Source organism: Variovorax paradoxus (genome assembly GCF_024734665.1).
Classification (GTDB): Bacteria; Pseudomonadota; Gammaproteobacteria; order Burkholderiales; family Burkholderiaceae_C; genus Variovorax.
Map to the genome: position 1 here is coordinate 634,877 of NZ_CP102931.1, position 22,107 is coordinate 656,983.

Sequence of the window (22,107 nt, forward strand, 5' to 3'; positions counted from 1 at the left end):
GAGGCGGAACCGGGACCGGAGAGCGCCCCGTGCGCCGAGGTCTTTCACTGGCGGGCGGTTCGTCTCAGATCGAATGGCCGAGCACCATCGCGACGCCGGGTTGCTTGTTCGGCCGAACGAAGCTGTCGCGTGTCAGGCGCCCCATCTTGATGGTGAGCGTGTGGGTGTTGAACCACTTGTCATAGAGCGCATTGATCTCGCCGCTGGCGTACAGCTGCGAGAGGCTCAGATCGACCGCCGCGAGCAACGCGGTGTCGCCCTTGCGCACCATCACGGCGTACGGTTCGACCGACAGCGCAAGCCTGCTCAGGCTGAGCGTATCGATCCCCTTGTCGTTCGACACGAGGCCCTGCAGCAGCGAGTCATCCTGCGCAAATGCGCGCACCTTGCCTTCCTTCAGGGCCTTGTAGGCCTCGCCGTTGTTGTCGTAGGTGGTTAACTTCGCGTCACGCAGCTCACCGTCGGCGAGTTGCTTGAAAAGCTTCTCCGAGGTCGAACCCTTGGCCAGCGCGATCGGCATGTTCTTCAGGTCCTTCACCGTCTCCACGTGAAGGCTCTTGTTCGTCAGCACGCGCATCCCGGCGACGAAGAAGGTGTAGCTGAAGTCCACCTTCTCCTGGCGCGCCATCGTGTTGGTGGTCGAGCCGCACTCGAGGTCGATTTCGCCTGCGAGCAACTTCGGAATGCGCTCGGGGCCGGCCACGAGCTTGTACTGGACCTTGATGTCGGGAAGCTTGAGCTCGCGCTTGATCTCTTCGACCGCGTGCAGGCACAGATCGATCGAATAGCCGACTGGCTGCTTCTGCGCATCGACGAACGAAAAGGGCGGCACGGCTTCGCGCACGCCGAGCACGATCGTGTGCGTTTCGCGGATCTTGCTCATCGTGTCGGCGGCCTGCGCCGGCAGTGCCGCCAGCGCCATCAGCACGGGGACCAGGGGAATCATTGCGGCATGCAGCAGCCGCAGGGGAAAAGGGAACATGGGGTACGACGCCAACGGCGGTTTGAATTTCGATGTCGATCACACGCCGTTGCTGTCTCGCCGACCCTCGGGGGTCGCGTTCGCATCCACCGCCCGGCATCGCTCGCAAGAGATTCGGTTCTTGCGAGCGATGCGGACCCCATGTGTCATTCGGTAACCTTGCGCGCTGATTGTTTACTGAAACGTGTACCTTCCATTGGCATGAAAAATGGAATTCAGACGCTCGTTTTTCGAGTCAATCGCCACGTTCTGCCGGCGCTCGAGGGAGCCATGGTCGTTTCAGCTTTGTCCTGGACTTGCGACAACTCGCCCATCGGGTCAAAGACGCTCACGTTCCAGTAGGTCGGAACGTAGTCGTGCCCTGCCAGCGCAAGGGCATTGCCGATAACGATGTGCACTATATTTCTGAACGCTGATGACGAAAAAGGCCGAATCCAGACTGCTTTGTTGAGCCACTTCACTCGCAGCCACTGCACGGCGTATTCCCTGGCAGCGGGATAACCCGTACAAGCGAAGTTTGTGAAAGCTGCCTAATAGTTCATGTTGCATTTGAAGGTGGGCAAAAAAGTGCACTTTCTTGCAGCTGACCCTAACTTGAAGGAGACACATGAAAACTCATCAGCCTTTGGCAGTTTCCGCGATCGTCGCAGCCGTTCTCGCCAGTGGGTGCGGTGGCGGCAGCAACAACAACGCATTTCCTTTCATCGGAGTCAGCAACCCGCCTGTAGCCACCGTGCCGCCCCCTTCAGGCTCTGCGGCGCTGACATGTGATGACACGCTAAAGGCGAATTTCAAGCCTGATGCCAGCACGAGCGTTGTTGCGGTCAAGTCTTTCAAGAAGGGAGACGCTCTCGTCCTGGGTGGTGCGGCGACGGCGACGACGCCGGTGGCTGCCAGTGACGTCTGCATGGTCAAGCTCAATGTGGGGCCCGGAAATCCTGGACCCGAGGGCGCTCCTTCGACGTCGCCCGGCATCGGCATCGAGATCTGGCTGCCATCGAAAGCGGCCTGGAACTCGCGCGTTCATGCGTTGGGAGGCGGCGGCTGGCAAGGAGGCGCCGCCGGAAGTGCAACGGCGATTGCGAGTGCCGCAGCGGCCGACGTGGCGGGCAAAGAGGGCGCCGTTTCGTCGACCACGGATACCGGGCATTCCTCGCTCGCGGGCGGCTCGTTCGCAATGAACCCGGATGGCACCATCAACAAGACGTTGTGGACCGACTTCGCCAGCCGAGGCATTCACGAACAGGCCGTCAAGACGAAAGCGTTGGCAGCGGCCTACTACGGAACGCCGGCCAGGTACGCCTACTGGGAGGGCGGCTCGACGGGTGGACGCCAGGGGCTGAACCTGGCGCAGAACAACCCCACCGACTTCGACGGCATCATCGCCAACTATCCTGCCATCAACTGGAGCAGGTTCATCACTGCGGAGCTCTATCCGCAGATCGTCTTCCAGCGTGACCTGGGTGGTGTTGCACCGACCCAGGCTCAGCAGGATCTGGTTTCCAACGCCGCCATTGCCGCATGCGATGTGGTGGCCGGCCAGCACCTGGGCTATGTGCTCGACCCCGCTTCTTGTACGTATGACCCGACGACAGATCTCACGGTTCTCTGCACATCCGACGGTGGAACGAACGCAACGAGCGCGTGCGTCACGAAAGCACAAGCCACGGCCATCAACAAGGTCTGGTACGGCATGACCGCCGATGGCTCGGCACCGTCGCCGTCGACCGACAACGGCTGGTCTGCGGCTTCGTCCTCCACGCTGCTTGGCTCCGCAAACCAGCGCTGGTACGGACTGAACCGCGGGGCTTCGCTGTATGGCGCCATGTTCGCTTCTTTTGGTCTGAACGGCCTGACCAGCCCGAATGGCGCATTCCCCATCGCGTCTGACCAGGTGGCGCTCGAGTTGCAGAACTCGACCATCGGCGACCCTTCGTTCGTGAATGCGACCGGCAACGGCCAATCGCTTTGGAAGCAACTGAGCTACGCGCAGTTGAGCAATGCCTACGATCGCGGCGTGACGCTGCAGCCGCAGTTCGGAAACATCAACACCGACAACCCGGACCTCTCCGCGTTCAAGAATCGCGGCGGCAAGATGCTGACCTGGCATGGTCTGGCCGACGAGCTCATCATGGCGCAGGGGACGGTCAACTACTACAACAGCGTGGTCGCCAGGATCGGCGGGTTGAGCGATGTCCAAGGCTTCTATCGGCTCTATCTGGTGCCAGGTGCCGGCCACGGCGATCCGAACGGAACGTCCAACCCGACAGCGGAAGTTCCCTACTTCACGCCGACCCAGTTCTACGACGCGCTGACGGCGTGGGTGGAAAAAGGCACCGCTCCGGATGCCCTGACCCTGCAGGCCCTTGGCGGTGCAACATCGAAAACTCGTCCCATCTGCGTGTACCCGAAGAAAATCACTTACACCAGTGGCGACATCGGTTCAGCGGCAAGCTACACCTGCTCGTAGTTGCGGCCACGGCCGGCGATTGTGGTGTGGCAGCCCGTGCGCGAACTTCGAGGCGCAGGGTGGTGGCTCCGACAGCGCCGACGAAGGTCGTCTCCACAGCGGGTGGTCCGCCGGCGGGGGGCGGCCGGTTGCCAGGCTGCCGCACGCAATGGCCTCCTGCCAGCGCACCGCCGTGCGGCTCGCGGCCTGTGCGGGCGGACGCGCGGTCGCGTCGGGATGCGGAATTCAGAGGATGCCGGTGACTGTTGGCAGCTCCCGCAGGATCTTGTCCAGCGCGCCGTGGCGATCGAATGGCTTCTCTCGCGAGCTCTCGACGTGGTTTACGCGCGATTCAGGCCCGAATTGGCAAAGCGTGGCGCGACTGGAACGCCCGAATAGGGTGCTTCGGCTGGAAGAATTCCGGCAACGGGTATCTGAACAGGGGCTTTCTGGTGCCTTCGACAGGAATCGAACCTGTATCTGAGTCTTAGGAGGACCCCGTTCTATCCATTGAACTACGAAGACGGATGAGGGCGCAGGGAGGCAGGACCCCACTGCGCGCCGCGATTTTATAGGCTTAGCGATGACAGGACGCGCAGGGCCCGCCAGCGCGGGCTAACCCGGATACGAAATCTTCGAAAAGTTGACCGCGATCAAGCAGGCGTGAATCAGTGGCGCGCACCATCGTGCCGGTCCGTATCTCTGCTCAGATCCAAGAACAAAAAAGAGCGAAACACTACACAGGAGACAACCTGATGAAGAAGATCGCTTCGCTCGTTCTGGGTCGTACGAAGGTCGTTGCCGCGGCCGTTCTGGCGCTGGCAGCCACCACGCCCGCCCTCGCATGGGAACCCACCAAGCCGGTGGAGTTCGTGATACCCGCCGGCACCGGCGGCGGCGCCGACCAGATGGGGCGCCTGCTGCAGGGCATCGTCATCAAATACAAGCTGATGAAGGAGCCGCTGATCGTCGTCAACAAGTCGGGCGGCGCGGGCGCCGAGGGCTTTCTGGCGGTGAAGGAAGCCAAGGGCGACCCGCACAAGATCGTCATCTCGCTGTCGAACCTGTTCACCACGCCGATGGCTACGGGCGTGCCTTTCAACTGGAAGGACATGACGCCTGTCGCCATGCTGGCGCTCGACCAGTTCGTGCTGTGGACCAACGCGACCGAGCCCTACAAGAACGCCGGCGAGTACATCACCGCGGTGAAGACCGCGGGGCCGAGCAAGTTCAAGATGGCCGGCACGGGCTCGAAGCAGGAAGACCAGATCATCACCGTCGCGCTCGAGAAAGCCACCGGCACCAAGTTCATCTACGTGCCGTTCAAGGGCGGCGGCGAGGTGGCGGTGCAGCTGGTGGGCGGCCATGTGAATTCGACGGTGAACAACCCGATCGAGGCGGTGGCGCAGTGGCGCGCGGGCAAGCTGCGCGCGCTGTGCGTGTTCGACGACGAGCGCATGCCGTTCAAGGCCAAGGTCACGGACACGCAGTCGTGGAACGACATCCCCACCTGCAAGGAAGCGGGCGTGCCGACCAAGTACACGATGCTGCGCGGCATCTTCATGCCGCCCGGCGTGACGCCCGATCAGCTCGCGTTCTACAAGGACCTGCTGGTCAAGGTGGCCGCCACGCCGGAGTGGAAGGAGTACATGGAGAAGGGCGCCTTCAACCCGACCTTCATGACCGGCGACGCTTTCGCGAAATGGCTCACGGAGGCCGAGGCCACGCACCGCACGCTGATGGCTGACGCGGGCTTCCTCGCGAGCAACAAGTAGCCGACAGGCCGCGACGGCGGCACGCGCCGCGCGGCGCCGCCGGAATGTCGGCGGCCCGACGGACGGCGTGCGCGCCGCATCCGTCCCTTCTTTCTTTCTCACACACAACCACGATGGGGGCTCCATGGAGCACGACGAAACATCCGAGGGCCCGGCGCGTTCGGGCATCTCCACCCACCTGGTCGAAGCGGCGGTGGCATTGGCGCTGCTGGTGATCGGCCTGGTGGTGGTCTTCGAGGCGCGCAAGTTGGGCGCGGGCTGGACCACCGACGGCCCCGGCGCAGGCTACTTTCCGTTCTTCATCGGCGTGATCATCACGATCTCGGGCGCCGGCATCCTCTACCAGGCACTCCTCGGCAAGAGCCGCAACACCGCAGTGTTCGTCGATTCGGTGCAGCTCAAGCGCGTGCTGTCGGTGCTGGTGCCGGCCACGGTCTACGTGCTGGCGATCACCTTCCTCGGCATCTACCTGGCTTCGGCGATCTACATCGCGCTGTTCATGGTGGTGCTGGGCAAGTACGCGTGGTTCAAGAGCGTGCTTGCCGCGCTGGCGGTCAACACGCTGTTCTTCTTCATGTTCGAGGTCTGGTTCAAGGTGCCGCTGTTCAAGGGCACTCTCGATCCGCTTCGATTCCTCGGCTACTGAACCTACTCACGGAGCACAAGCGAAATGGAAGAAATCAGTGCCCTGATGCAGGGCTTTTCAGTGATCCTCACGCCGATGAACATCGGCCTGATGTTCGTCGGCATCATCCTCGGCGTGTTGATCGGCGTGCTGCCTGGCCTCGGCGGTGCCAACGGCGTGGCGATCCTGCTGCCGCTCACCTTCACGATGTCGCCGACCTCGGCCATCATCATGCTGTCGTGCATCTACTGGGGTGCACTGTTCGGCGGGGCCATCACCTCGATCCTGTTCAACATCCCGGGCGAGCCATGGTCGGTGGCCACCACCTTCGACGGCTATCCAATGGCGCAGAACGGGCAGGCCGGCGCGGCACTCACGACGGCCTTCACATCGTCGTTCGTGGGCGCCTTTCTCGCGGTGGTGATGATCACCTTCCTCGCGCCGCTGGTCGCCAGGTTCGCGCTCAAGTTCGGCTCGCCCGAATTCTTCGCGGTGTACTTGCTGACCTTCTGCAGCTTCGTCGGCATGGGCAAAGGGTCGCCCTTCAAGATCCTGGCGTCGATGGCACTGGGCTTCGCACTTGCGAGCGTGGGCATGGACACCGTCACCGGCCAGCTGCGCCTGACCTTCGGCCAGCCCGAGCTGATGCGCGGCTTCGACTTTCTGATTGCGGTGATTGGCCTGTTCGGTATCGGCGAAATTCTCCTGTCGATGGAAGAGGGCCTCAAGTTCTCCGGCAAGAGCGCGAAGATCGATCCCAAGGTCGTGTGGCAAACGTGGAAGCAGCTGCCCAAATACTGGGTGACCTCCATCCGCAGCTCGCTCATCGGCATCTGGATGGGCATCACGCCCGGCGGCGCGACACCAGCCTCGTTCATGAGCTACGGACTTGCCAAGAAGATGTCGAAGAAGGGCGCCAAGTTCGGCACCGGCGAAATGGAAGGCGTGGTCGCACCCGAGACCGCCGCGCACGCCGCCGGCACCAGCGCGCTGCTGCCGATGCTGGCGCTGGGCATTCCCGGCTCGCCAACTGCTGCCGTGCTGCTGGGCGGCCTGCTGATCTGGGGCCTGCAGCCCGGTCCGCTGCTGTTCGTCGAGCAGAAAGACTTCGTCTGGGGCCTGATCGCCAGCATGTACCTCGGCAACATCGTCGGCCTGATCGTGGTGCTCAGCACCGTGCCGCTGTTCGCGTCGATCCTGCGCATTCCGTTTTCGATCATTGCGCCGGTGATCATCGTGATCTGCGCGATCGGCGCCTACACCGTGCACAACGCGATGCTCGACATCTGGTTCATGCTCGGCTTCGGCGTGATGGGCTATCTCTTCAAGAAGCTCGACTTTCCGCTCGCGCCGCTGGTGCTTGCACTGGTGCTCGGCGACAAGGCCGAAGACTCGTTCCGCCAGGCCATGCTGGTGTCGCAGGGCGACGTCATGGTGATGTTCTCGAATCCGCTGGTCGGCGGCATCACCACGCTGGCGCTGGTGCTGCTGTTCTGGCCGCTGATCTCCAAGGCGCTGGCGCTGCTCAACAGAAAGCCGAAGAAGCCCGACGAGTTCGCGGTCGAACGGCCGGTGGACTGAAACACAACGAGGAGCCAAAGACATGCCTGTGATCGCACTGACCCAGGAGATGGGTTCCCTCGCGAAAGACGTTTCGCTCAAACTTGCCGAAACGCTCGGCCTCGCCGTGATGCGCCACGAAGTCATCGAGCACGTGGCAGACCGCATGCAGGTCTCCACGAGCCTGATAGGCCGGCTGCGCGGCGGCAAGGCCGGCCTGGTGGAGCGCCTGACCACCGACTCGCGCAGCGTGGCGCTCTACACCGCCGAGGAGCTGTTCGCGCTGGCCGACCGTGGCAATGTGGTGCTGCGCGGCTGGGGTGCCACCTGCCTGCTGCGGCCGGTGCCGCACGTGGTGTGCGTGCGCATCACGCGCTCGTTGAAGAAGCGCGTCGAGTGGCTGATGGGCGACCTCGAAACCGACGACGCCGAATTCGCCGAAGCCGAGATCCGCCGCAGCGACCAAGCGCACGCCGCCCGCATGCACGCGCAGTTCGGCGTGACCTGGGGCGACCCGGTGCTCTACGACCTGGTGCTCAACACCGATCGTCTGTCGGTCGAGAGCTGTGTCGAGCAGATCCGGCTGATGGTGAGCCGCCCCGAGTTCGCAGAAACGCCCGCATCGCGTGCGCTGCTTGCCAACATGGCGCTGGAAGCACGTGTGCGCGCTGCGTTGAAGGAGCATGAGGCAACGCGCGACATCAACGTGACGATCACGGCGAACCAGGGCGAGGTGATGTTGCGCGGCATCGTGCTCAACAGTGACGAGCGGGCGCAGACCGAGGCAGTTGCGGCGGAGGTGTCTGGTGTCAGCGGGGTCCACAACCAGTTGAGGCTGATGGCCAGCACGCGGCGCTTTGCTTCGGCGAAGCAGACCTGAGCGCGAGGCTCCGAATTCCCGATTTGCTCCCTCTCCCGCAAGCGGGAGAGGGAACCAATCCCTCAGCCGTGCCTAAATCTTCCCCCGCTTCCTCAATCGACTAAGGGTTTCTGCTGAGAGATTCAGATACGAAGCCAGCTCCTTGCTCGGAATCCTGTCCTCAAGCTCCGGATGCTTTCGGATGAACCGATGCACGCGCCCCGCCGCATCGAGCAAATGCAGCGTGATCGTGTGCGCCATGATCTCGCTCATGCCCCGCATCACCAGGAACTCGAACAGTTCCTTGGTTTCCGCATGTCGGTTCAAAAAGGCGATCCATTCCTTCAGCGGAAGGCTCGCCACCCGCGCCTTCGTCACGCAGACGATGCCGTAGGGCGTCGGCGTGCCCAGCCGCAGCGCGGCATAGCTCGTTTCCATGTCGTTCTCGTCGGCGAAGCGAAGGATCATTTCCTTGCCCTCCGGGTTGCTCACTACCCGCTTGAGGATGCCGTCGAGGATGAAGTATTGCTCCATCTCCCGCACCCCCTGGTGCAGCAGGAACTCGCCCTTGTTGCCGTCCACGATGACGAGATGGGTTTCCAGTTCGGCGCGGTCGGCTTCGCTCAGGTCCTTGAGAAGGATGTTCTGCCGGAGCTGGGCACGAATGATGTTTTTCTCCGGGTGGTTTTCCAACAACGTCATGGTCACCGTCTTGCTCGATTTTTTCGCTGCCGGCGCCATTCATCGGGGCGCGCCGTTTTCGGGAAAGTTGACCGAGGTCAACGGCCGAAAGCTTGAGCCCGAATCATAGTCTTGGCTCGGGCCTTGGCCATTCACCCATGCAGAAGGAGAGACATGTCTTCAGTCAGAACAGAGAAAGAGGCAACCACCACGCTGGACGATGCCCTCAAGCCCGTGAAAACCCGCGATGCCGATGGCGAACAAGTGGTTCGCGCCCTCAAGAGCTTGACGGAAGACACGCCGGCCGCCGAGACCATCGACGGCTTCCATCTTGTCATCGATGCGCTCAAGCTCAACGACATCGACACCATCTTCGGCCTGCCCGGCATCCCGATCACCGACCTCACGCGCATGGCACAGGCCGAAGGCCTGCGTGTCATCTCGTTCCGCCACGAGCAGCATGCCGGCAACGCAGCGGCAGCAGCTGGCTTCCTCACGCAGAAGCCCGGCATCTGCCTCACGGTGTCGGCCCCCGGCTTCCTCAACGGCCTCACAGCGCTGGCCAACGCCACCACCAACTGCTTTCCGATGATCCTCATCAGCGGCTCCAGCGAGCGCGAGATCGTCGACCTGCAGCAAGGCGACTACGAGGAAATGGACCAGCTCGCCATCGCCAAGCCGCTGTGCAAGGCCGCCTTCCGCGTGCTGCACGCAGAAGACATCGGCGTGGGCATTGCACGCGCCATCCGTGCTGCACTGTCGGGCCGCCCGGGCGGCGTGTACCTCGACCTGCCCGCCAAGCTGTTCGCCCAGACCATGGACGCAGCGGCCGGCAAGAAGTCGCTCATCAAGGTGGTCGACCCCGCGCCGCGCCAGATCCCCGCACCTGACGCCGTCAAGCGCGCGCTCGACCTGCTCAAGGGCGCAAAGCGTCCGCTGATCCTGCTCGGCAAGGGCGCCGCCTATGCGCAGGCCGACGCCGACATCCGCGCATTCGTCGAGAAGACGGGTATTCCCTACCTGCCGATGTCGATGGCCAAGGGCCTGCTGCCCGACACCCATGTGCAGTCGGCCGCCGCTGCGCGCTCCTACGTGCTGCAGGAAGCCGATGTGGTGCTGCTGGTCGGCGCGCGCCTCAACTGGCTGCTCTCGCACGGCAAGGGCAAGACCTGGGCGCAGGAAAAGGGCGCCAAGCAATTCATCCAGATCGACATCGCACCGACCGAGATCGACAGCAACGTTGCCATCGAAGCGCCGGTGATCGGCGACATCGGCTCCTGCGTTGCCGCGCTGCTGGCCGGCATCGATGCCAAGTGGGCCAAGCCGCCGGCCGAATGGACCGGCGCGATTGCCGAGCGCAAGGACAAGAACCTGTCGAAGATGGCCGTCACGCTGGCCGCACGGCCTTCGCCGATGAACTTCCACAGCGCGCTCAGCGTGATCCGCGACCAGGTGAAGGCGCGGCCCGATGCCATCGTCGTCAACGAAGGCGCCAACACGCTCGACTTCGCGCGCAGCATCGTCGACATGTACGAGCCGCGCAAGCGCCTGGACGTGGGCACCTGGGGGATCATGGGCATCGGCATGGGCTTCTCGGTGGCCGCGGCCGTGGTCACCGGCAAGCCGGTGATTGCCATCGAGGGTGACAGCGCCTTCGGCTTCAGCGGCATGGAGGTGGAAACCATCTGCCGCTACAACCTGCCCATTTGCGTCATCGTCTTCAACAACAACGGCGTGTATCGCGGCACCGACGTGAACGCCAGCGGCACACCCGACGTGGCGCCCACCGTGTTCGTCAAGAACGCGCGCTACGACAAGCTGATGGAAGCCTTCGGCGGCGTCGGCGTGCATGCCACCACTGCCGATGAACTTCAAAAGGCCCTGGCCGAGGCGGTTGCCTCAGGCCGGCCGACCCTGATCAACGCCGTCATCGACGAGACCGCCGGCACCGAAAGCGGCCGCATCACGAGCCTGAACCCCAGCACGGCGAAGAAGAAGTAACCCGAGTTCCATCATTCAAGGAGATATCCAAATGAGCAGCAGCAACAACAAACCACTCAGCGGCATCAAGATCATCGACTTCACGCACGTGCAAGCCGGTCCCGCCTGCACGCAGATGCTGGCCTGGTTCGGCGCCGACGTCATCAAGGTCGAGCGCCCCGGCGCTGGCGACGTCACGCGTTCGCAGCTGCGCGACATTCCCGATGTCGATGCGCTGTACTTCACCATGCTCAACAGCAACAAGCGCTCGCTGACGCTGGACACCAAGCAGCCCGAAGGCAAGGTCGTGCTGGAGAAGCTGATCCGCGAATCCGACGTGCTGGTCGAGAACTTCGGCCCCGGCGCACTCGACCGCATGGGCTTCACCTGGGAGCGCATCCAGGAACTCAACCCCAAGATGATCGTCGCCTCGGTCAAGGGCTTCAGCGACGGCCACCACTACGACGACCTGAAGGTGTACGAGAACGTTGCGCAGTGCGCCGGCGGCGCCGCCTCGACCACCGGCTTCTGGGACGGCCCGCCCACCGTGAGCGCCGCGGCGCTCGGCGACAGCAACACCGGCATGCACCTGGCCATCGGCATCCTTACGGCCATCATCGGCCGCCAGCAGACTGGCAAGGGCCAGCGCGTGGCCTGCGCGATGCAGGACGCGGTGCTCAACCTCTGCCGCGTGAAGATGCGCGACCAGCTGCGCCTGGACAAGCTCGGCTACCTGGAGGAATACCCGCAGTACCCGCACGGCACCTTCAGCGACGTGGTGCCGCGCGGCGGCAATGCCGGCGGCGGCGGCCAGCCGGGCTGGGTGCTCAAGTGCAAGGGCTGGGAGACCGACCCGAACGCCTACATCTACTTCACGGTGCAGGGCCATGCCTGGGCCCCGATCTGCGACGCCATCGGCAAGCCGGAGTGGAAGACCGACCCCGACTACACGACCCCGAAGGCACGTCAGCCGCACATCACCGACATCTTCGCGACCATCGAGGGCTGGCTGGCCGACAAGACCAAGTTCGAGGCGGTCGACATCCTGCGCAAGTTCGACATTCCCTGCGCACCGGTGCTGACGATGAAGGAACTGCTGCACGACCCGTCGCTGCGCGCCAGCGGCTCCATTGTCGAAGTGCCGCACAAGGAGCGCGGCAGCTACTTCACCGTGGGCAGCCCGATCAAGTTCTCGGACCTCAAGCCCGAGATCACCGGCTCGCCGCTTCTGGGTGAGCACACCGAGGAAGTGCTGGCGGAGCTGGGCTACAGCAAGGACCAGATCTCCAACCTGCGCGAAGCCAAGGCTGTGTAGGCCGGGTTCACTGCGGGGGCTTCACCCCCTGCAGTGAACGACGACATGTAGACAGGTAGCGCCGGGAGGCACGTATGCAAACGAACCTGGATTTCAAGCAGCTCGTCGAAGGCGCCGGCGACGCGATCATGGTGTGCGATGCGGCAGGCGCGATCACGTTGTGGAACCGCGCCTCCGAGCGCATCTTCGGCTTCACCGAAGCCGAGGCGCTCGGCAAGTCGCTCGACCTGATCATTCCCCAGCGGCAACGCCAGCGGCACTGGGACGGCTACAACAAGACGATGGAAACCGGCGTCACCAAATACGGCGCCGACCTGCTGCGCGTACCGGCGCTGCACAAGGACGGGCACACGCTTTCGATCGCCTTCACGGTGTCGATGCTGTTCTCCGCCGATCACGAGGTCACGGGCATCGTTGCCATCGTTCGCGACGAGACCGCCCGCTTTGCCGAGGAGCGCAAATTGCGCGCCCGTCTGGTAGAAGTCGAAGCCACGATGATCAAAGAAGGAGACAGTCAATGAGCAAAGCACTCGAGGGCGTTCGAATCCTCGATTTCACCCATGTGCAGTCCGGCCCCACCTGCACCCAACTGCTGGCCTGGTTCGGCGCCGACGTGATCAAGGTCGAGCGTGCAGGCGAAGGCGACGCAACGCGCGGCCAGTTGCGCGACATTCCCGGTGCGGACAGCCTCTACTTCACGATGCTGAACCACAACAAGCGCTCGATCACGCTGGACACCAAGAAGCCCAAGGGCAAGGAAGTTCTCGACAGCCTGATCAAGACCTGCGACGTGCTGGTCGAGAACTTCGCGCCCGGCGCACTCGACCGCATGGGCATTACCTGGGCCCACATCCAGAAGCTCAATCCGCGAATGATCGTAGCCTCGGTCAAGGGCTTCGGCCCCGGCAAGTACGAGCACTGCAAGGTCTACGAGAACGTGGCCCAGTGCGCCGGCGGCGCGGCATCGACCACCGGCTTCGAGGACGGCCCGCCGCTCGTGACCGGCGCGCAGATCGGCGACAGCGGCACCGGCCTGCACCTGGCGCTCGGCATCCTTGCCGCGCTGTTCCAGCGCAACAGCACCGGGCGTGGCCAGCAGGTGCTCGCGCCGATGCAGGACGCCGTGCTCAACCTCTGCCGCGTGAAGATGCGCGACCAGCAGCGCCTGGAACGCACCGGCACCATGCACGAGTACCCGCAGTACCCGGACGGCAAGTTCGGCGATGCAGTGCCGCGCGCCGGCAATGCATCGGGCGGCGGCCAGCCCGGCTCGATTCTCAAGTGCAAGGGCTGGGAGACCGACCCCAACGCGTACATCTACTTCATCACGCAGGCCGCAGTGTGGCCGGCGGTGTGCAAGGTCATCGGCGAAGAAGGCTGGATCAACGACGAGGCCTACGCCACGCCGGCAGCGCGCCTGCTGCACCTGAAGCCGATCTTCGCGCGCATCGAGCAATGGACCATGACCAAGACCAAGTTCGAGGCCATGGACATCCTCAACGAGTACGACATTCCCTGCGGGCCGATCCTCTCGATGAAGGAGATCGCCGCGGACGAATCGCTGCGCGAGACCGGCACCATCGTCGAGGTCGACCACCCGGTGCGCGGCAAGTACCTGACGGTGGGCAACCCCATCAAGATGTCCGACAGCCCGACGGTGGTGACGCGTTCGCCGTTGCTCGGCGAACACACCGAGGAAGTGCTGCGGCAACTCGGCTATGGCGCGGACGAGCTGGAGACATTGCGCGCCGAACGCGTGATCTGAGAAAGCGCGGCGGGCTCAGGCCCGTTGCCACCATGAGTTGAAAAGAAAGCGCTGCCTGCGGGTGGCGCGGAAGGCTCTTGGGCGCGTGGATTTGGCGCCTTCCATCCATAACTCATGGTGAATGGTTTTTATAAATTCATTTAATTTTTATTTATTGTCCGTCGACCCTACATTTTGAACTCGCCGGGATTTTTCATCCGATTTACCCATTCGGCATTCATTCAAGGAGAAGGTCATGGAAAACCATTCACCCATTCAGTACTGGCGCGACGAAATCGAGCGCAATGCCTATAACGCAGCATTCTTCGAATTGGGCCTGCGCTGGCATTGGGACGGCGAAACCTACGACCGTCTGATGGACCTGAGCCAGAGCGCCAACGAGCGAATCGGCCACTACCTGAAGACCCATCAGCCGCATCTGCTGAAGGCCTACGACGCCGAATTCCTGGCCGAGGCAATCGAGCAGAAGAAGGAATTGCACAGAAAGCGTGAAATGGCTTCGTCGAGCTATTTCAATTGGGCGGAAAGCCACGGCGTCGAGCTCGGTGCCTGAAATTCCTTGCAAATAAGCAATCTGCTCCGACCATGAACATCCACGAATACCAGGGCAAGGACGTGTTGCGCCAATACGGCGTGGCGACACCCCGTGGATTCGTCTGCCGTTCGTCCGACGAGGCGGCAGACGCCGCCACCCGTCTCGGTGGCCGGGCCTGGGTGGTCAAGGCGCAGATCCACGCGGGTGGCCGCGGCAAGGGCGGCGGCGTGAAGCCCGCGTGGTCCGTCGCCGAAGTGCGGCGGCACGCGGACCAGATGCTCGGCATGACGCTGAAGACGCCGCAGACAGGCCCCGAAGGCCGTGTGGTGAAGCAGCTGCTGGTCGAAGAGAGCGTCGAGATCGACAAGGAGCTGTACCTCGGCTTCGTGGTCGACCGCAATTCGCAGCGCGTGGCGCTGATGGCGTCGAGCGAGGGCGGCATGGACATCGAGGAGGTGGCCGCGCGCACGCCCGAGAAGATCCACAAGCTCTTCATCGACCCGGATACCGGCCTGCGGATTGCCGATGCAGACGGCATCGCGCGCCGCATCGGCATTTCCGAGCGATCGGTGGTGCAGGCGCGCGTGTTCATGCAGAACCTCTATCAAGCCTTCGATGGCAGCGACGCTTCGCTGGCCGAGATCAATCCGCTGGTGCTCACACGCGACGGCCGAGTGATTGCGCTCGACGCGAAGTTCGACTTCGACGCCAACGCGCTGTTCCGCCAGCCGGAGATTGCCGCGATGCGCGACTTCGATGAAGAGGATCCGGTGGAAGTCGAGGCCTCGAAGTTCGATCTTTCGTACATCGCGCTCGACGGCGACATCGGCTGCCTGGTCAATGGCGCGGGCCTTGCGATGGCGACGATGGACGCAATCAAGCTCTACGGCGGCTCGCCAGCAAACTTCCTCGACGTAGGCGGCGGGGCAACGGCCGAGAAGGTGACCGAGGCCTTCAAGCTGATGCTGCGCAACCCGAAGCTCAAGGCAGTGCTCGTCAACATCTTCGGCGGCATCATGAAGTGCGACGTGATCGCGCACGGTGTCGTTACAGCAGCGCGAGAGACCGGTCTCACCGTGCCGCTCATCGTGCGCATGAAGGGCACCAATGAGGACCTGGGGCGGACCATCCTCGCGCAGTCCGGACTGTCGATCATCAACACAGACGACATGGCCGAGGCTGCGCAGCGGGCCATTGGTGCGGCTCGGAACTGGATGCGCTAGGTATGAAAGCCTGCTCCCTCATTCGCTGTTTTTCGGGATGCGCTCACGCCGACGGGGTACCTTGCTCCGCGAATGTCCCCCGGCCTGCGGCCTCCTCCTTTATTTCGCTGCGCAAGGCACCCCATCGGCGTGATCGTTCAGAGCACTGGTTGATCGGCCAGCACCAGAGCCGCGCTTCTTGTGCACAGGGCATCGGGTACTCCCCGCAGCGAAATAAAGGAGGAGGCCGCAGGCCGGGGGACATTCGCGGAGGGGAGTACCCGGTGTCCTGTGCACGCACCCCGAAGCCAAGCAACCACAAGATGGAGCAAGTGAAATGTCCATCCTGATCAACAAGCACACCTGCGTCATCACGCAGGGCATCACCGGCAAGACTGGCAGCTTCCATACACAGGCCTGCCTTGAATACGGCAACGGCAAACACTGCTTCGTAGCAGGCGTGAACCCGTTGAAAGCAGGCGGCTCGCTGGCCGGCATCCCGATCTTCGGCACCGTGAAAGAAGCAAAGGCCGAGACAGGTGCCACCGTCTCCGTGATCTACGTGCCGCCAGCCTTCGCAGCAGCGGCAATCGACGAAGCAGTCGACGCCGAACTCGACCTCGTCATCTGCATCACCGAAGGCATCCCCGTGCGCGACATGATCCGCACCCGTCACCGGATGCAGGGCCGCAAGACGCTGCTGCTCGGGCCCAATTGCCCGGGGCTCATCACGCCCGGCGAAATCAAGATCGGCATCATGCCGGGCCATATCCATCAGCGTGGGCGCATCGGTGTCGTCTCGCGCTCGGGCACGCTGACCTACGAGGCCGCGAGCCAGCTTGCAAGCTTCGGCATCGGGCAGTCGACTGTGGTCGGCATCGGTGGCGACCCGGTCGGCGGGCTGCGGCACATCGACGTGCTGAAGATGTTCAACGACGACCCGCGTACCGACGCCGTGATCATGGTCGGCGAGATCGGCGGCGATGCCGAAGAGGAGTGCGCGCGATGGATTCGCGACCACATGCGCAAGCCCGTTGTCGGCTTCATCGCCGGTGCCAGCGCGCCGCCGGGCAAGCGCATGGGCCATGCGGGCGCAATCATTTCCGGCGGCCGTGGCACTGCTGAGGAAAAGCTCGCGGTGATGAAGGAATGCGGCATCCACGTGACGCGCAATCCGGCCGAGATGGGAAAGCTGCTCGCGTCGCTCGTGATCCCCGACTACCTCCCGTTCGACTGACTGATTGACCGACGGTAGGCCGCCCAGAATTTTCATCAATCCAGAAAGCAGATAACAACATGGAACAGCAGCAGAAAAAATGGGTCCGCTTCGAACATGCCGGTGGCATCGGCTTCGGCACACTGGAAGGCGATGCCGTGCACGAGCGCCAGGGCGACATGTTCGGCAGCTCGGAGCTCACGGGCCGCGTGTTCGCGCTGGCCGGGCTGCAACTGCTCACGCCCACCGAGCCGACCAAAGTGATCGCGCTATGGAACAACTTCCACGCATTGGGCGCGAAGCTGAGCCTGCCGGTGCCGGCCGAGCCGCTGTACCTGCTGAAGACGCCAAACTCATACCTCGCGCCCGGCGCTCCCATCCGCAAGCCGCTGTGCGACGGCAAGGTGGTGTTCGAAGGCGAACTCGGCATCGTGATCGGCAAGACCGCCACCGCCGTCTCCGAGGTCGATGCGCTCGACCATGTGTTCGGCTACACCTGCGCCAACGACGTGACCGTGGCCGACATCCTCAACCGCGACGCCTCGTTCGCGCAGTGGGTGCGCGCCAAGGGCTTCGACACCTTCTGCCCGATGGGCCCGGTGGTCGCCACCGGCCTCGATCCTGCAACGCTCACCGTCACCACCCTGCTCAACGGCGAGGTGCGGCAGAACTACCCGATCAGCGACATGCGCTTTTCGGTGCAGCAACTCGTGAGCCTCATCTCGCAGGACATGACGCTGCACCGCGGTGACGTGATCCTCTGCGGCACCTCGGTCGGCGTCGGCTCGATGAAGCCCGGCAGCCTCGTGGAGATCGAGATCGACGGCATCGGCAAGCTCAGCAACCGCTTCGGCTGACACATCGCCGAAGGGTCGCGCAACGAATTCAACTCTTGGGGATCGACATGAAGATTGCAATCATCGGCGCGGGCGCCATCGGCGGACTGGTTGGCGCAAAGCTCGCGCTGGCCGGCGAGGACGTGACGTTCATCGTGCGCGGCGCCAACCTCGATGCCATCGGCAAGAACGGCATCAAGCTGATCTCGGCCGAAGGCGAGGAACAGGTGGCGCGCAACGTCAAGGCTACCGACCGCTATGACGAGGCCGGCCCGCAGGACATCGTCGTCCTCGCGATGAAGGCCCACCAAGTCGAGGCGGTGGCCAACGACGTGCCAAAGCTGTTCGGGCCCGACACGGTGGTCGTGACCATGCAGAACGGCATTCCGTACTGGTACTTCCACCAGCACGGCGGCGCGCTCGCGGGCACGCCGGTGCGCAGCGTCGATCCCTCGGGGCTGGTCGCCGCGAAGATCCCCGCGCAGCGCGTGATCGGCTGCGTGGTGTATCCGGCGTCGGAGCTGATCGCGCCCGGCGTGGTCAAGCACATCGAAGGCGACCGCTTCCCGGTCGGCGAGCTCGACGGCTCTGCGAGCGAGCGCGTCAACCGCGTCTCGGCCTGCTTCACCGGCGCAGGCTTCAAGGCGCCCGTGCTTGACAACATCCGCTCCGAGATCTGGCTCAAGCTGTGGGGTAACCTGACCTTCAACCCGATCAGCAGCCTCTCGCATTCGACCCTGGTCGACATCTGCCAGTACCCGCCTTCGCGCGAGCTTGCCGCAGCGATGATGCGCGAGGCCCAGGCCGTTGCGCACAAGCTCGGCATCGAGTTCCGTGTGACGCTCGAAAAGCGCATTGCGGGCGCCGAGAAGGTCGGCAAGCACAAGACATCGATGCTGCAGGACGTGGAGGCAGGACGCGCACCGGAGATCGACGCACTGGTAGGCGCGGTGGTCGAACTGGCCCGGCTCACTGAGACCCCGACGCCGCACATCGACACCGTCTACAGCCTGGTCAAGCTGCTCGCGCGCACCATGGAAGACCAGCGCGGCCGCGTCAAACTCCACGAAATGACGACAGCATGAGACGCACACGCAGCGCAAAGATCGTCGCCACGCTCGGCCCGGCCACCACCGACGAGCCGGCCATCCGCGCGCTGTTCGAGCGTGGCGTGGACGTGTTCCGGCTCAACTTCAGCCACGGCACGCAGCACGACCATGCGCGGCGGCTGGAAACCATCCGCCGTTTGGAGAAAGAATTCAACCGGCCGATCGGCATCCTGCTCGACCTGCAGGGGCCGAAGCTGCGGCTGGGTACTTTCGAAGGCGGCCGCGCGCAGCTCGATGCGGGCGCGCGCTTCCGGCTCGACATGGACAAGACCAGCGGCAGCGCACGCCGCGCGCCGCTGCCGCATCCGGAAATCTTCGCCGCGCTGCAGGACGGTACCGAGCTGCTGCTCGACGACGGCAAGCTGCGGCTGCGCGTGGACAGCCACGGCGCCGACTTCGCAGAGACCACGGTGCTGGTCGGCGGGCCTATCTCCGACCGCAAGGGCGTGAACGTGCCGAGCGTGCTGCTGCCGATCTCGCCGCTGACACCGAAGGACCGCGACGACCTCGACTTCGGCCTGTCCATGGGCGTCGACTGGGTTGCGCTCTCGTTTGTGCAGCGGCCCGAGGACATCGAGGAGGCGCGCGCCATCATCGGGACGCGCGCCTGGATCATGGCCAAGCTGGAGAAGCCCGCCGCCATCGAGCACCTGGACGCGATCGTCGCGCTGTGCGACGGCCTGATGGTGGCGCGCGGCGACCTTGGCGTGGAGCTGCCGCCAGAGCAGGTGCCCGAGCTGCAGCGCCTGATCGTGCGCGCCTGCCGCAAGGGCGGCAAGCCGGTGGTGGTGGCGACGCAGATGCTCGAGTCGATGATCGCCTCGCCGGTGCCCACGCGCGCCGAAGTGTCAGACGTTGCGACCGCCATCTACGACGGCGTCGATGCGGTGATGCTCTCGGCTGAATCGGCTTCGGGCAAGTACCCGCTCGAAGCGGTCGCGATGATGGACCGCATCATCGTGCGCGTGGAGGCTGATCCTTCATACCGCGCGGGCATCGACGCCACGCACGATGCTGCGCTGTCGACCACGGCAGATGCTGTCTGCGCCTCGCTGCGCCAGGTGGCCGCGCTGCTCGCGCCAGCCGCCACCGTGACGTACACCTCCTCGGGCTTCACCAGCCTGCGCGCGGCGCGCGAGCGCCCGGCCGTGCCGATATTGAGCCTCACGCCCGACACCGTCGCGGCGCGCCGCATGGCGATGGTCTGGGGCGTGCATGCGGTGCTGGTCGACGACGTGCACGACGTGGGCGAGATGATCGAATGCGCCTGCCGCACGGCACGCACCGAGGGCTTCGCGAAGGCGGGCGACGACGTGGTGGTGGTCGCGGGGCTGCCCTTCGGGCAGTCGGGCACGACGAACCTGTTGCACGTCGCGCGAATACCGGACTGAAGCGGACTGAGCGCGCGGCGTCAGCGCAGGTGTTGCGCTGTACGATGCCGCTCGACTGCAGCCACCTTCTTTCCCGATGAAGCATGCGACCCTGCGCCAGTTGAAAGTCTTCGAGGCAGTGGCGCGGCTGCTGAGTTTTTCGCGCGCGGCCGAGGAGCTTCATCTCACGCAGCCCGCCGTCTCCACGCAGGTGCGCAAGCTCGAGGAACACGCGGGCAATGCGCTGTTCGAGCAGTTCGGCAAGAAGATCTACCTCACGCCCGCGGGCACCGAACTGCTGCAGATCAGCCGCGCGATCATTCAGCAGTTCGAGGCGGCCGAGAACGCGATGATGCAGTTCAAGGGCGTCTCGGGCGGAAAGCTCAACGTGGGCGTGATCAGCGCGGGCGACTACTTCTTTCCGCGCCTGCTGGTCGAGTTCGCTAGCCGCCACCAGGGCGTGACGCTGAACTTCACGGTGCACAACCGCGCGGGGCTGCTGACCCACATTGCCGAGAACCTCACGGACCTCGCGATCATGGTGCGGCCGCCGACCGATCTCGACACGGTCAACCAGCCGTTCGCACCGCACCCTTACGTGATCGTCGCGGCACCGGGCCACCCGCTGGTGGGCGTGAAGAAGATCCCGATGGCGCGGCTGATGCGCGAGCCCTTCGTGGTGCGCGAGAAAGCATCGGACACCTGGCATTCGATGGAAGACGGCTTTGGCGGCGATCTGAGCGGCATCAACATCGCAATGGAAATCCGCAGCACCGAAACCATCAAGCAGGCGGTGATTGCGGGTATGGGCGTGAGCTTCGTGTCGGCCCACACGGTGAGCCAGGAGATGCGCGCGGGCAGTCTCTGCGTGCTCGATGTCGAAGGCTTTCCGCTGATGCTCAACTGGTACGTGGTGCACCGCCGAAGCAAGCGCCTGCCGCCGGTGGCGCAGGCCTTCAAGGACTTTCTGCTGAGCGACGGGCCGTCGCTGATCTCGCAGATCGTGCCGTTCGGGAACCACAAGGAAAAAGAGCGCGGCGAGTAACTCGCGCGCGCTCTTTGTGGGGGAGGGGTCCGGTGCGGCGGCTCAACGCTGCACTGCCGCCCTGCGGCGTTGCATCAGCGCGGCGCGTGCGGCCTTGTAGAAGATCACGATCGGCAGTGCGGCGAACAGCTCGCGCATTGCGTCGTTGGCGGTGGACGAAGAGGCAGGGGTACGGAGGCTGCTGGAATTCAGGGTGGTGTGGCTCATTGAGGGCTCCAAAGGATTGAATCTAAAAGACCGAAGGGATTACCCTGAATTTTAGGGTTTACCCTAGACGAGAGCAAACGCCATTTTCGCGTTTCTTGACCTAGGTCAATTTTTTCGGAGGCAGACAGGTTCTTGCGTAGGCCAGAAACCCGTCTGCGGGAGCGCTTCCGGAGCACATGACGGAGCGAGCAACGCGCATCGCAAATTCATGAAGGCCATCGCACGGGCCATCGAAAGTTCGCGCGAAGACTTCCGCGATTTTTTCTTCATCGCAATGCCATCGCATCGCGCGATGCACATCGCATGCAGCGTGATGCGTGCACGCATCGCAGTGTGTTCAGTGCGGCATCCGACACACGCAAAATGCGCGCGCAACGAGACCTCGTGCTAGGGATATCACGGGGGTCCCACGAGAGCGCGATTCGTGTGAACTTGACTGAGGTCAAGAGTTTTTGAGTCGCTCGGTCCGACAGTCATTCACGCGCAGAAAACTGGTGATCCCAATGCCGTGTAGCGATGCCAAGGAAACCTCGTCGCCTTTCGATGCGCACCGATCGCTCGACTGATTGCTCTGTATTCGCAGCCTGTCGGACTTA

At 63.7% G+C, this 22,107-nt stretch carries 19 protein-coding genes and 1 tRNA gene; 16 read left to right on the top strand and 4 right to left on the bottom strand.

The genetic code is table 11. The features are described 5' to 3' along the window. Window positions 1–64: 64 nt before the first annotated feature. Window positions 65–982, bottom strand: a complete 918-nt coding sequence (locus tag NWF24_RS02970) for an amino acid ABC transporter substrate-binding protein (RefSeq protein ID WP_258352922.1) — start codon at window positions 980–982, stop codon at window positions 65–67. Between the two features lie 607 nt (window positions 983–1,589). Between NWF24_RS02970 and NWF24_RS02975 the strand changes: the two genes are divergently transcribed. Continuing rightward, window positions 1,590–3,452, top strand: coding sequence for a tannase/feruloyl esterase family alpha/beta hydrolase (locus NWF24_RS02975; RefSeq protein WP_258352923.1), 1,863 nt, complete (start codon window positions 1,590–1,592; stop codon window positions 3,450–3,452). Window positions 3,453–3,881: 429 nt separating this feature from the next. On the opposite strand, the gene NWF24_RS02980 is transcribed toward NWF24_RS02975, so the two are convergent. Next, window positions 3,882–3,956, bottom strand: a tRNA-Arg gene (locus tag NWF24_RS02980). 230 nt (window positions 3,957–4,186) lie between these two features. Here NWF24_RS02980 and NWF24_RS02985 point away from each other — a divergent pair. The 4 genes from NWF24_RS02985 to NWF24_RS03000 all read left to right on the top strand — a co-directional run bounded on the left by NWF24_RS02985 (window position 4,187) and on the right by NWF24_RS03000 (window position 8,271). Further along, window positions 4,187–5,206, top strand: coding sequence for a Bug family tripartite tricarboxylate transporter substrate binding protein (locus NWF24_RS02985; protein WP_258352924.1), 1,020 nt, complete (start codon window positions 4,187–4,189; stop codon window positions 5,204–5,206). Window positions 5,207–5,330: 124 nt separating this feature from the next. Then, window positions 5,331–5,852 (top strand): tripartite tricarboxylate transporter TctB family protein, encoded by a 522-nt coding sequence (locus NWF24_RS02990; protein WP_093057508.1) that lies wholly within the window; start codon window positions 5,331–5,333, stop codon window positions 5,850–5,852. Window positions 5,853–5,876: 24 nt separating this feature from the next. Further along, a complete protein-coding gene (locus NWF24_RS02995) occupies window positions 5,877–7,412 on the top strand; it encodes a tripartite tricarboxylate transporter permease (RefSeq protein WP_258352925.1) in 1,536 nt (511 codons plus the stop codon). A 22-nt stretch (window positions 7,413–7,434) separates the two neighbouring features. After that, window positions 7,435–8,271 (top strand): cytidylate kinase family protein, encoded by an 837-nt coding sequence (locus tag NWF24_RS03000; protein ID WP_258352926.1) that lies wholly within the window; start codon window positions 7,435–7,437, stop codon window positions 8,269–8,271. Between the two features lie 72 nt (window positions 8,272–8,343). On the opposite strand, the gene NWF24_RS03005 is transcribed toward NWF24_RS03000, so the two are convergent. Then, entirely contained in the window at window positions 8,344–8,952 is a 609-nt protein-coding gene (locus NWF24_RS03005) for a Crp/Fnr family transcriptional regulator (RefSeq protein ID WP_093057638.1), read from the bottom strand. Window positions 8,953–9,105: 153 nt separating this feature from the next. On the opposite strand from NWF24_RS03005, the gene oxc reads away from it, so the two are divergent. The 11 genes from oxc (at window position 9,106) to NWF24_RS03060 (ending at window position 21,304) form a co-directional block, all read left to right on the top strand. After that, the gene (gene oxc, locus NWF24_RS03010; RefSeq protein ID WP_258352927.1) at window positions 9,106–10,932 is read left to right on the top strand and encodes an oxalyl-CoA decarboxylase; all 1,827 of its coding nucleotides are present in this window, start codon (window positions 9,106–9,108) and stop codon (window positions 10,930–10,932) included. A gap of 31 nt (window positions 10,933–10,963) precedes the next feature. Next, window positions 10,964–12,226, top strand: coding sequence for a formyl-CoA transferase (gene frc, locus NWF24_RS03015; RefSeq protein ID WP_258352928.1), 1,263 nt, complete (start codon window positions 10,964–10,966; stop codon window positions 12,224–12,226). Between the two features lie 74 nt (window positions 12,227–12,300). Next, window positions 12,301–12,747 carry a PAS domain-containing protein gene (locus NWF24_RS03020; RefSeq protein WP_093079768.1) on the top strand — a complete coding sequence of 149 codons (447 nt, stop codon included), beginning with the start codon at window positions 12,301–12,303 and terminating at the stop codon, window positions 12,745–12,747. Continuing rightward, on the top strand, window positions 12,744–13,991 hold the full coding sequence (gene frc, locus NWF24_RS03025; protein WP_093057514.1) for a formyl-CoA transferase: 1,248 nt from the start codon (window positions 12,744–12,746) through the stop codon (window positions 13,989–13,991). Before NWF24_RS03020 ends, frc (NWF24_RS03025) begins: the two co-directional genes overlap by 4 nt. A 235-nt stretch (window positions 13,992–14,226) precedes the next feature. Further along, a complete protein-coding gene (locus tag NWF24_RS03030; protein ID WP_258352929.1) occupies window positions 14,227–14,544 on the top strand; it encodes a hypothetical protein in 318 nt (105 codons plus the stop codon). Between the two features lie 32 nt (window positions 14,545–14,576). After that, on the top strand, window positions 14,577–15,749 hold the full coding sequence (sucC, locus tag NWF24_RS03035) for an ADP-forming succinate--CoA ligase subunit beta (protein ID WP_258352930.1): 1,173 nt from the start codon (window positions 14,577–14,579) through the stop codon (window positions 15,747–15,749). Between the two features lie 316 nt (window positions 15,750–16,065). Then, window positions 16,066–16,965: a succinate--CoA ligase subunit alpha gene (gene sucD / locus NWF24_RS03040; RefSeq protein ID WP_258352931.1), complete on the top strand. Its 900-nt coding sequence runs from the start codon at window positions 16,066–16,068 to the stop codon at window positions 16,963–16,965. A gap of 59 nt (window positions 16,966–17,024) precedes the next feature. Next, window positions 17,025–17,801: a fumarylacetoacetate hydrolase family protein gene (locus tag NWF24_RS03045; protein ID WP_258352932.1), complete on the top strand. Its 777-nt coding sequence runs from the start codon at window positions 17,025–17,027 to the stop codon at window positions 17,799–17,801. A 47-nt stretch (window positions 17,802–17,848) separates the two neighbouring features. Then, complete coding sequence (locus NWF24_RS03050) at window positions 17,849–18,865, top strand: 2-dehydropantoate 2-reductase (protein WP_258352933.1); 1,017 nt, start codon at window positions 17,849–17,851, stop codon at window positions 18,863–18,865. Continuing rightward, the gene (pyk, locus tag NWF24_RS03055) at window positions 18,862–20,280 is read left to right on the top strand and encodes a pyruvate kinase (protein WP_258352934.1); all 1,419 of its coding nucleotides are present in this window, start codon (window positions 18,862–18,864) and stop codon (window positions 20,278–20,280) included. The genes NWF24_RS03050 and pyk overlap by 4 nt, the downstream gene beginning before the upstream one ends. A 76-nt stretch (window positions 20,281–20,356) precedes the next feature. Continuing rightward, a complete protein-coding gene (locus tag NWF24_RS03060; RefSeq protein ID WP_258352935.1) occupies window positions 20,357–21,304 on the top strand; it encodes a LysR family transcriptional regulator in 948 nt (315 codons plus the stop codon). Between the two features lie 42 nt (window positions 21,305–21,346). On the opposite strand, the gene NWF24_RS03065 is transcribed toward NWF24_RS03060, so the two are convergent. After that, window positions 21,347–21,511, bottom strand: a complete 165-nt coding sequence (locus NWF24_RS03065; RefSeq protein WP_258352936.1) for a hypothetical protein — start codon at window positions 21,509–21,511, stop codon at window positions 21,347–21,349. Window positions 21,512–22,107: the final 596 nt, after the last annotated feature.

Coding starts and splice junctions, on each gene's coding strand:
- NWF24_RS02970 (WP_258352922.1), bottom strand. CDS start 982: ATGTTCCCTTTTCCCCTGCGGCTGCTGCATGCCGCAATGATTCCCCTG.
- NWF24_RS02975 (WP_258352923.1), top strand. CDS start 1,590: ATGAAAACTCATCAGCCTTTGGCAGTTTCCGCGATCGTCGCAGCCGTT.
- NWF24_RS02985 (WP_258352924.1), top strand. CDS start 4,187: ATGAAGAAGATCGCTTCGCTCGTTCTGGGTCGTACGAAGGTCGTTGCC.
- NWF24_RS02990 (WP_093057508.1), top strand. CDS start 5,331: ATGGAGCACGACGAAACATCCGAGGGCCCGGCGCGTTCGGGCATCTCC.
- NWF24_RS02995 (WP_258352925.1), top strand. CDS start 5,877: ATGGAAGAAATCAGTGCCCTGATGCAGGGCTTTTCAGTGATCCTCACG.
- NWF24_RS03000 (WP_258352926.1), top strand. CDS start 7,435: ATGCCTGTGATCGCACTGACCCAGGAGATGGGTTCCCTCGCGAAAGAC.
- NWF24_RS03005 (WP_093057638.1), bottom strand. CDS start 8,952: ATGACGTTGTTGGAAAACCACCCGGAGAAAAACATCATTCGTGCCCAG.
- oxc (WP_258352927.1), top strand. CDS start 9,106: ATGTCTTCAGTCAGAACAGAGAAAGAGGCAACCACCACGCTGGACGAT.
- frc (WP_258352928.1), top strand. CDS start 10,964: ATGAGCAGCAGCAACAACAAACCACTCAGCGGCATCAAGATCATCGAC.
- NWF24_RS03020 (WP_093079768.1), top strand. CDS start 12,301: ATGCAAACGAACCTGGATTTCAAGCAGCTCGTCGAAGGCGCCGGCGAC.
- frc (WP_093057514.1), top strand. CDS start 12,744: ATGAGCAAAGCACTCGAGGGCGTTCGAATCCTCGATTTCACCCATGTG.
- NWF24_RS03030 (WP_258352929.1), top strand. CDS start 14,227: ATGGAAAACCATTCACCCATTCAGTACTGGCGCGACGAAATCGAGCGC.
- sucC (WP_258352930.1), top strand. CDS start 14,577: ATGAACATCCACGAATACCAGGGCAAGGACGTGTTGCGCCAATACGGC.
- sucD (WP_258352931.1), top strand. CDS start 16,066: ATGTCCATCCTGATCAACAAGCACACCTGCGTCATCACGCAGGGCATC.
- NWF24_RS03045 (WP_258352932.1), top strand. CDS start 17,025: ATGGAACAGCAGCAGAAAAAATGGGTCCGCTTCGAACATGCCGGTGGC.
- NWF24_RS03050 (WP_258352933.1), top strand. CDS start 17,849: ATGAAGATTGCAATCATCGGCGCGGGCGCCATCGGCGGACTGGTTGGC.
- pyk (WP_258352934.1), top strand. CDS start 18,862: ATGAGACGCACACGCAGCGCAAAGATCGTCGCCACGCTCGGCCCGGCC.
- NWF24_RS03060 (WP_258352935.1), top strand. CDS start 20,357: ATGAAGCATGCGACCCTGCGCCAGTTGAAAGTCTTCGAGGCAGTGGCG.
- NWF24_RS03065 (WP_258352936.1), bottom strand. CDS start 21,511: ATGAGCCACACCACCCTGAATTCCAGCAGCCTCCGTACCCCTGCCTCT.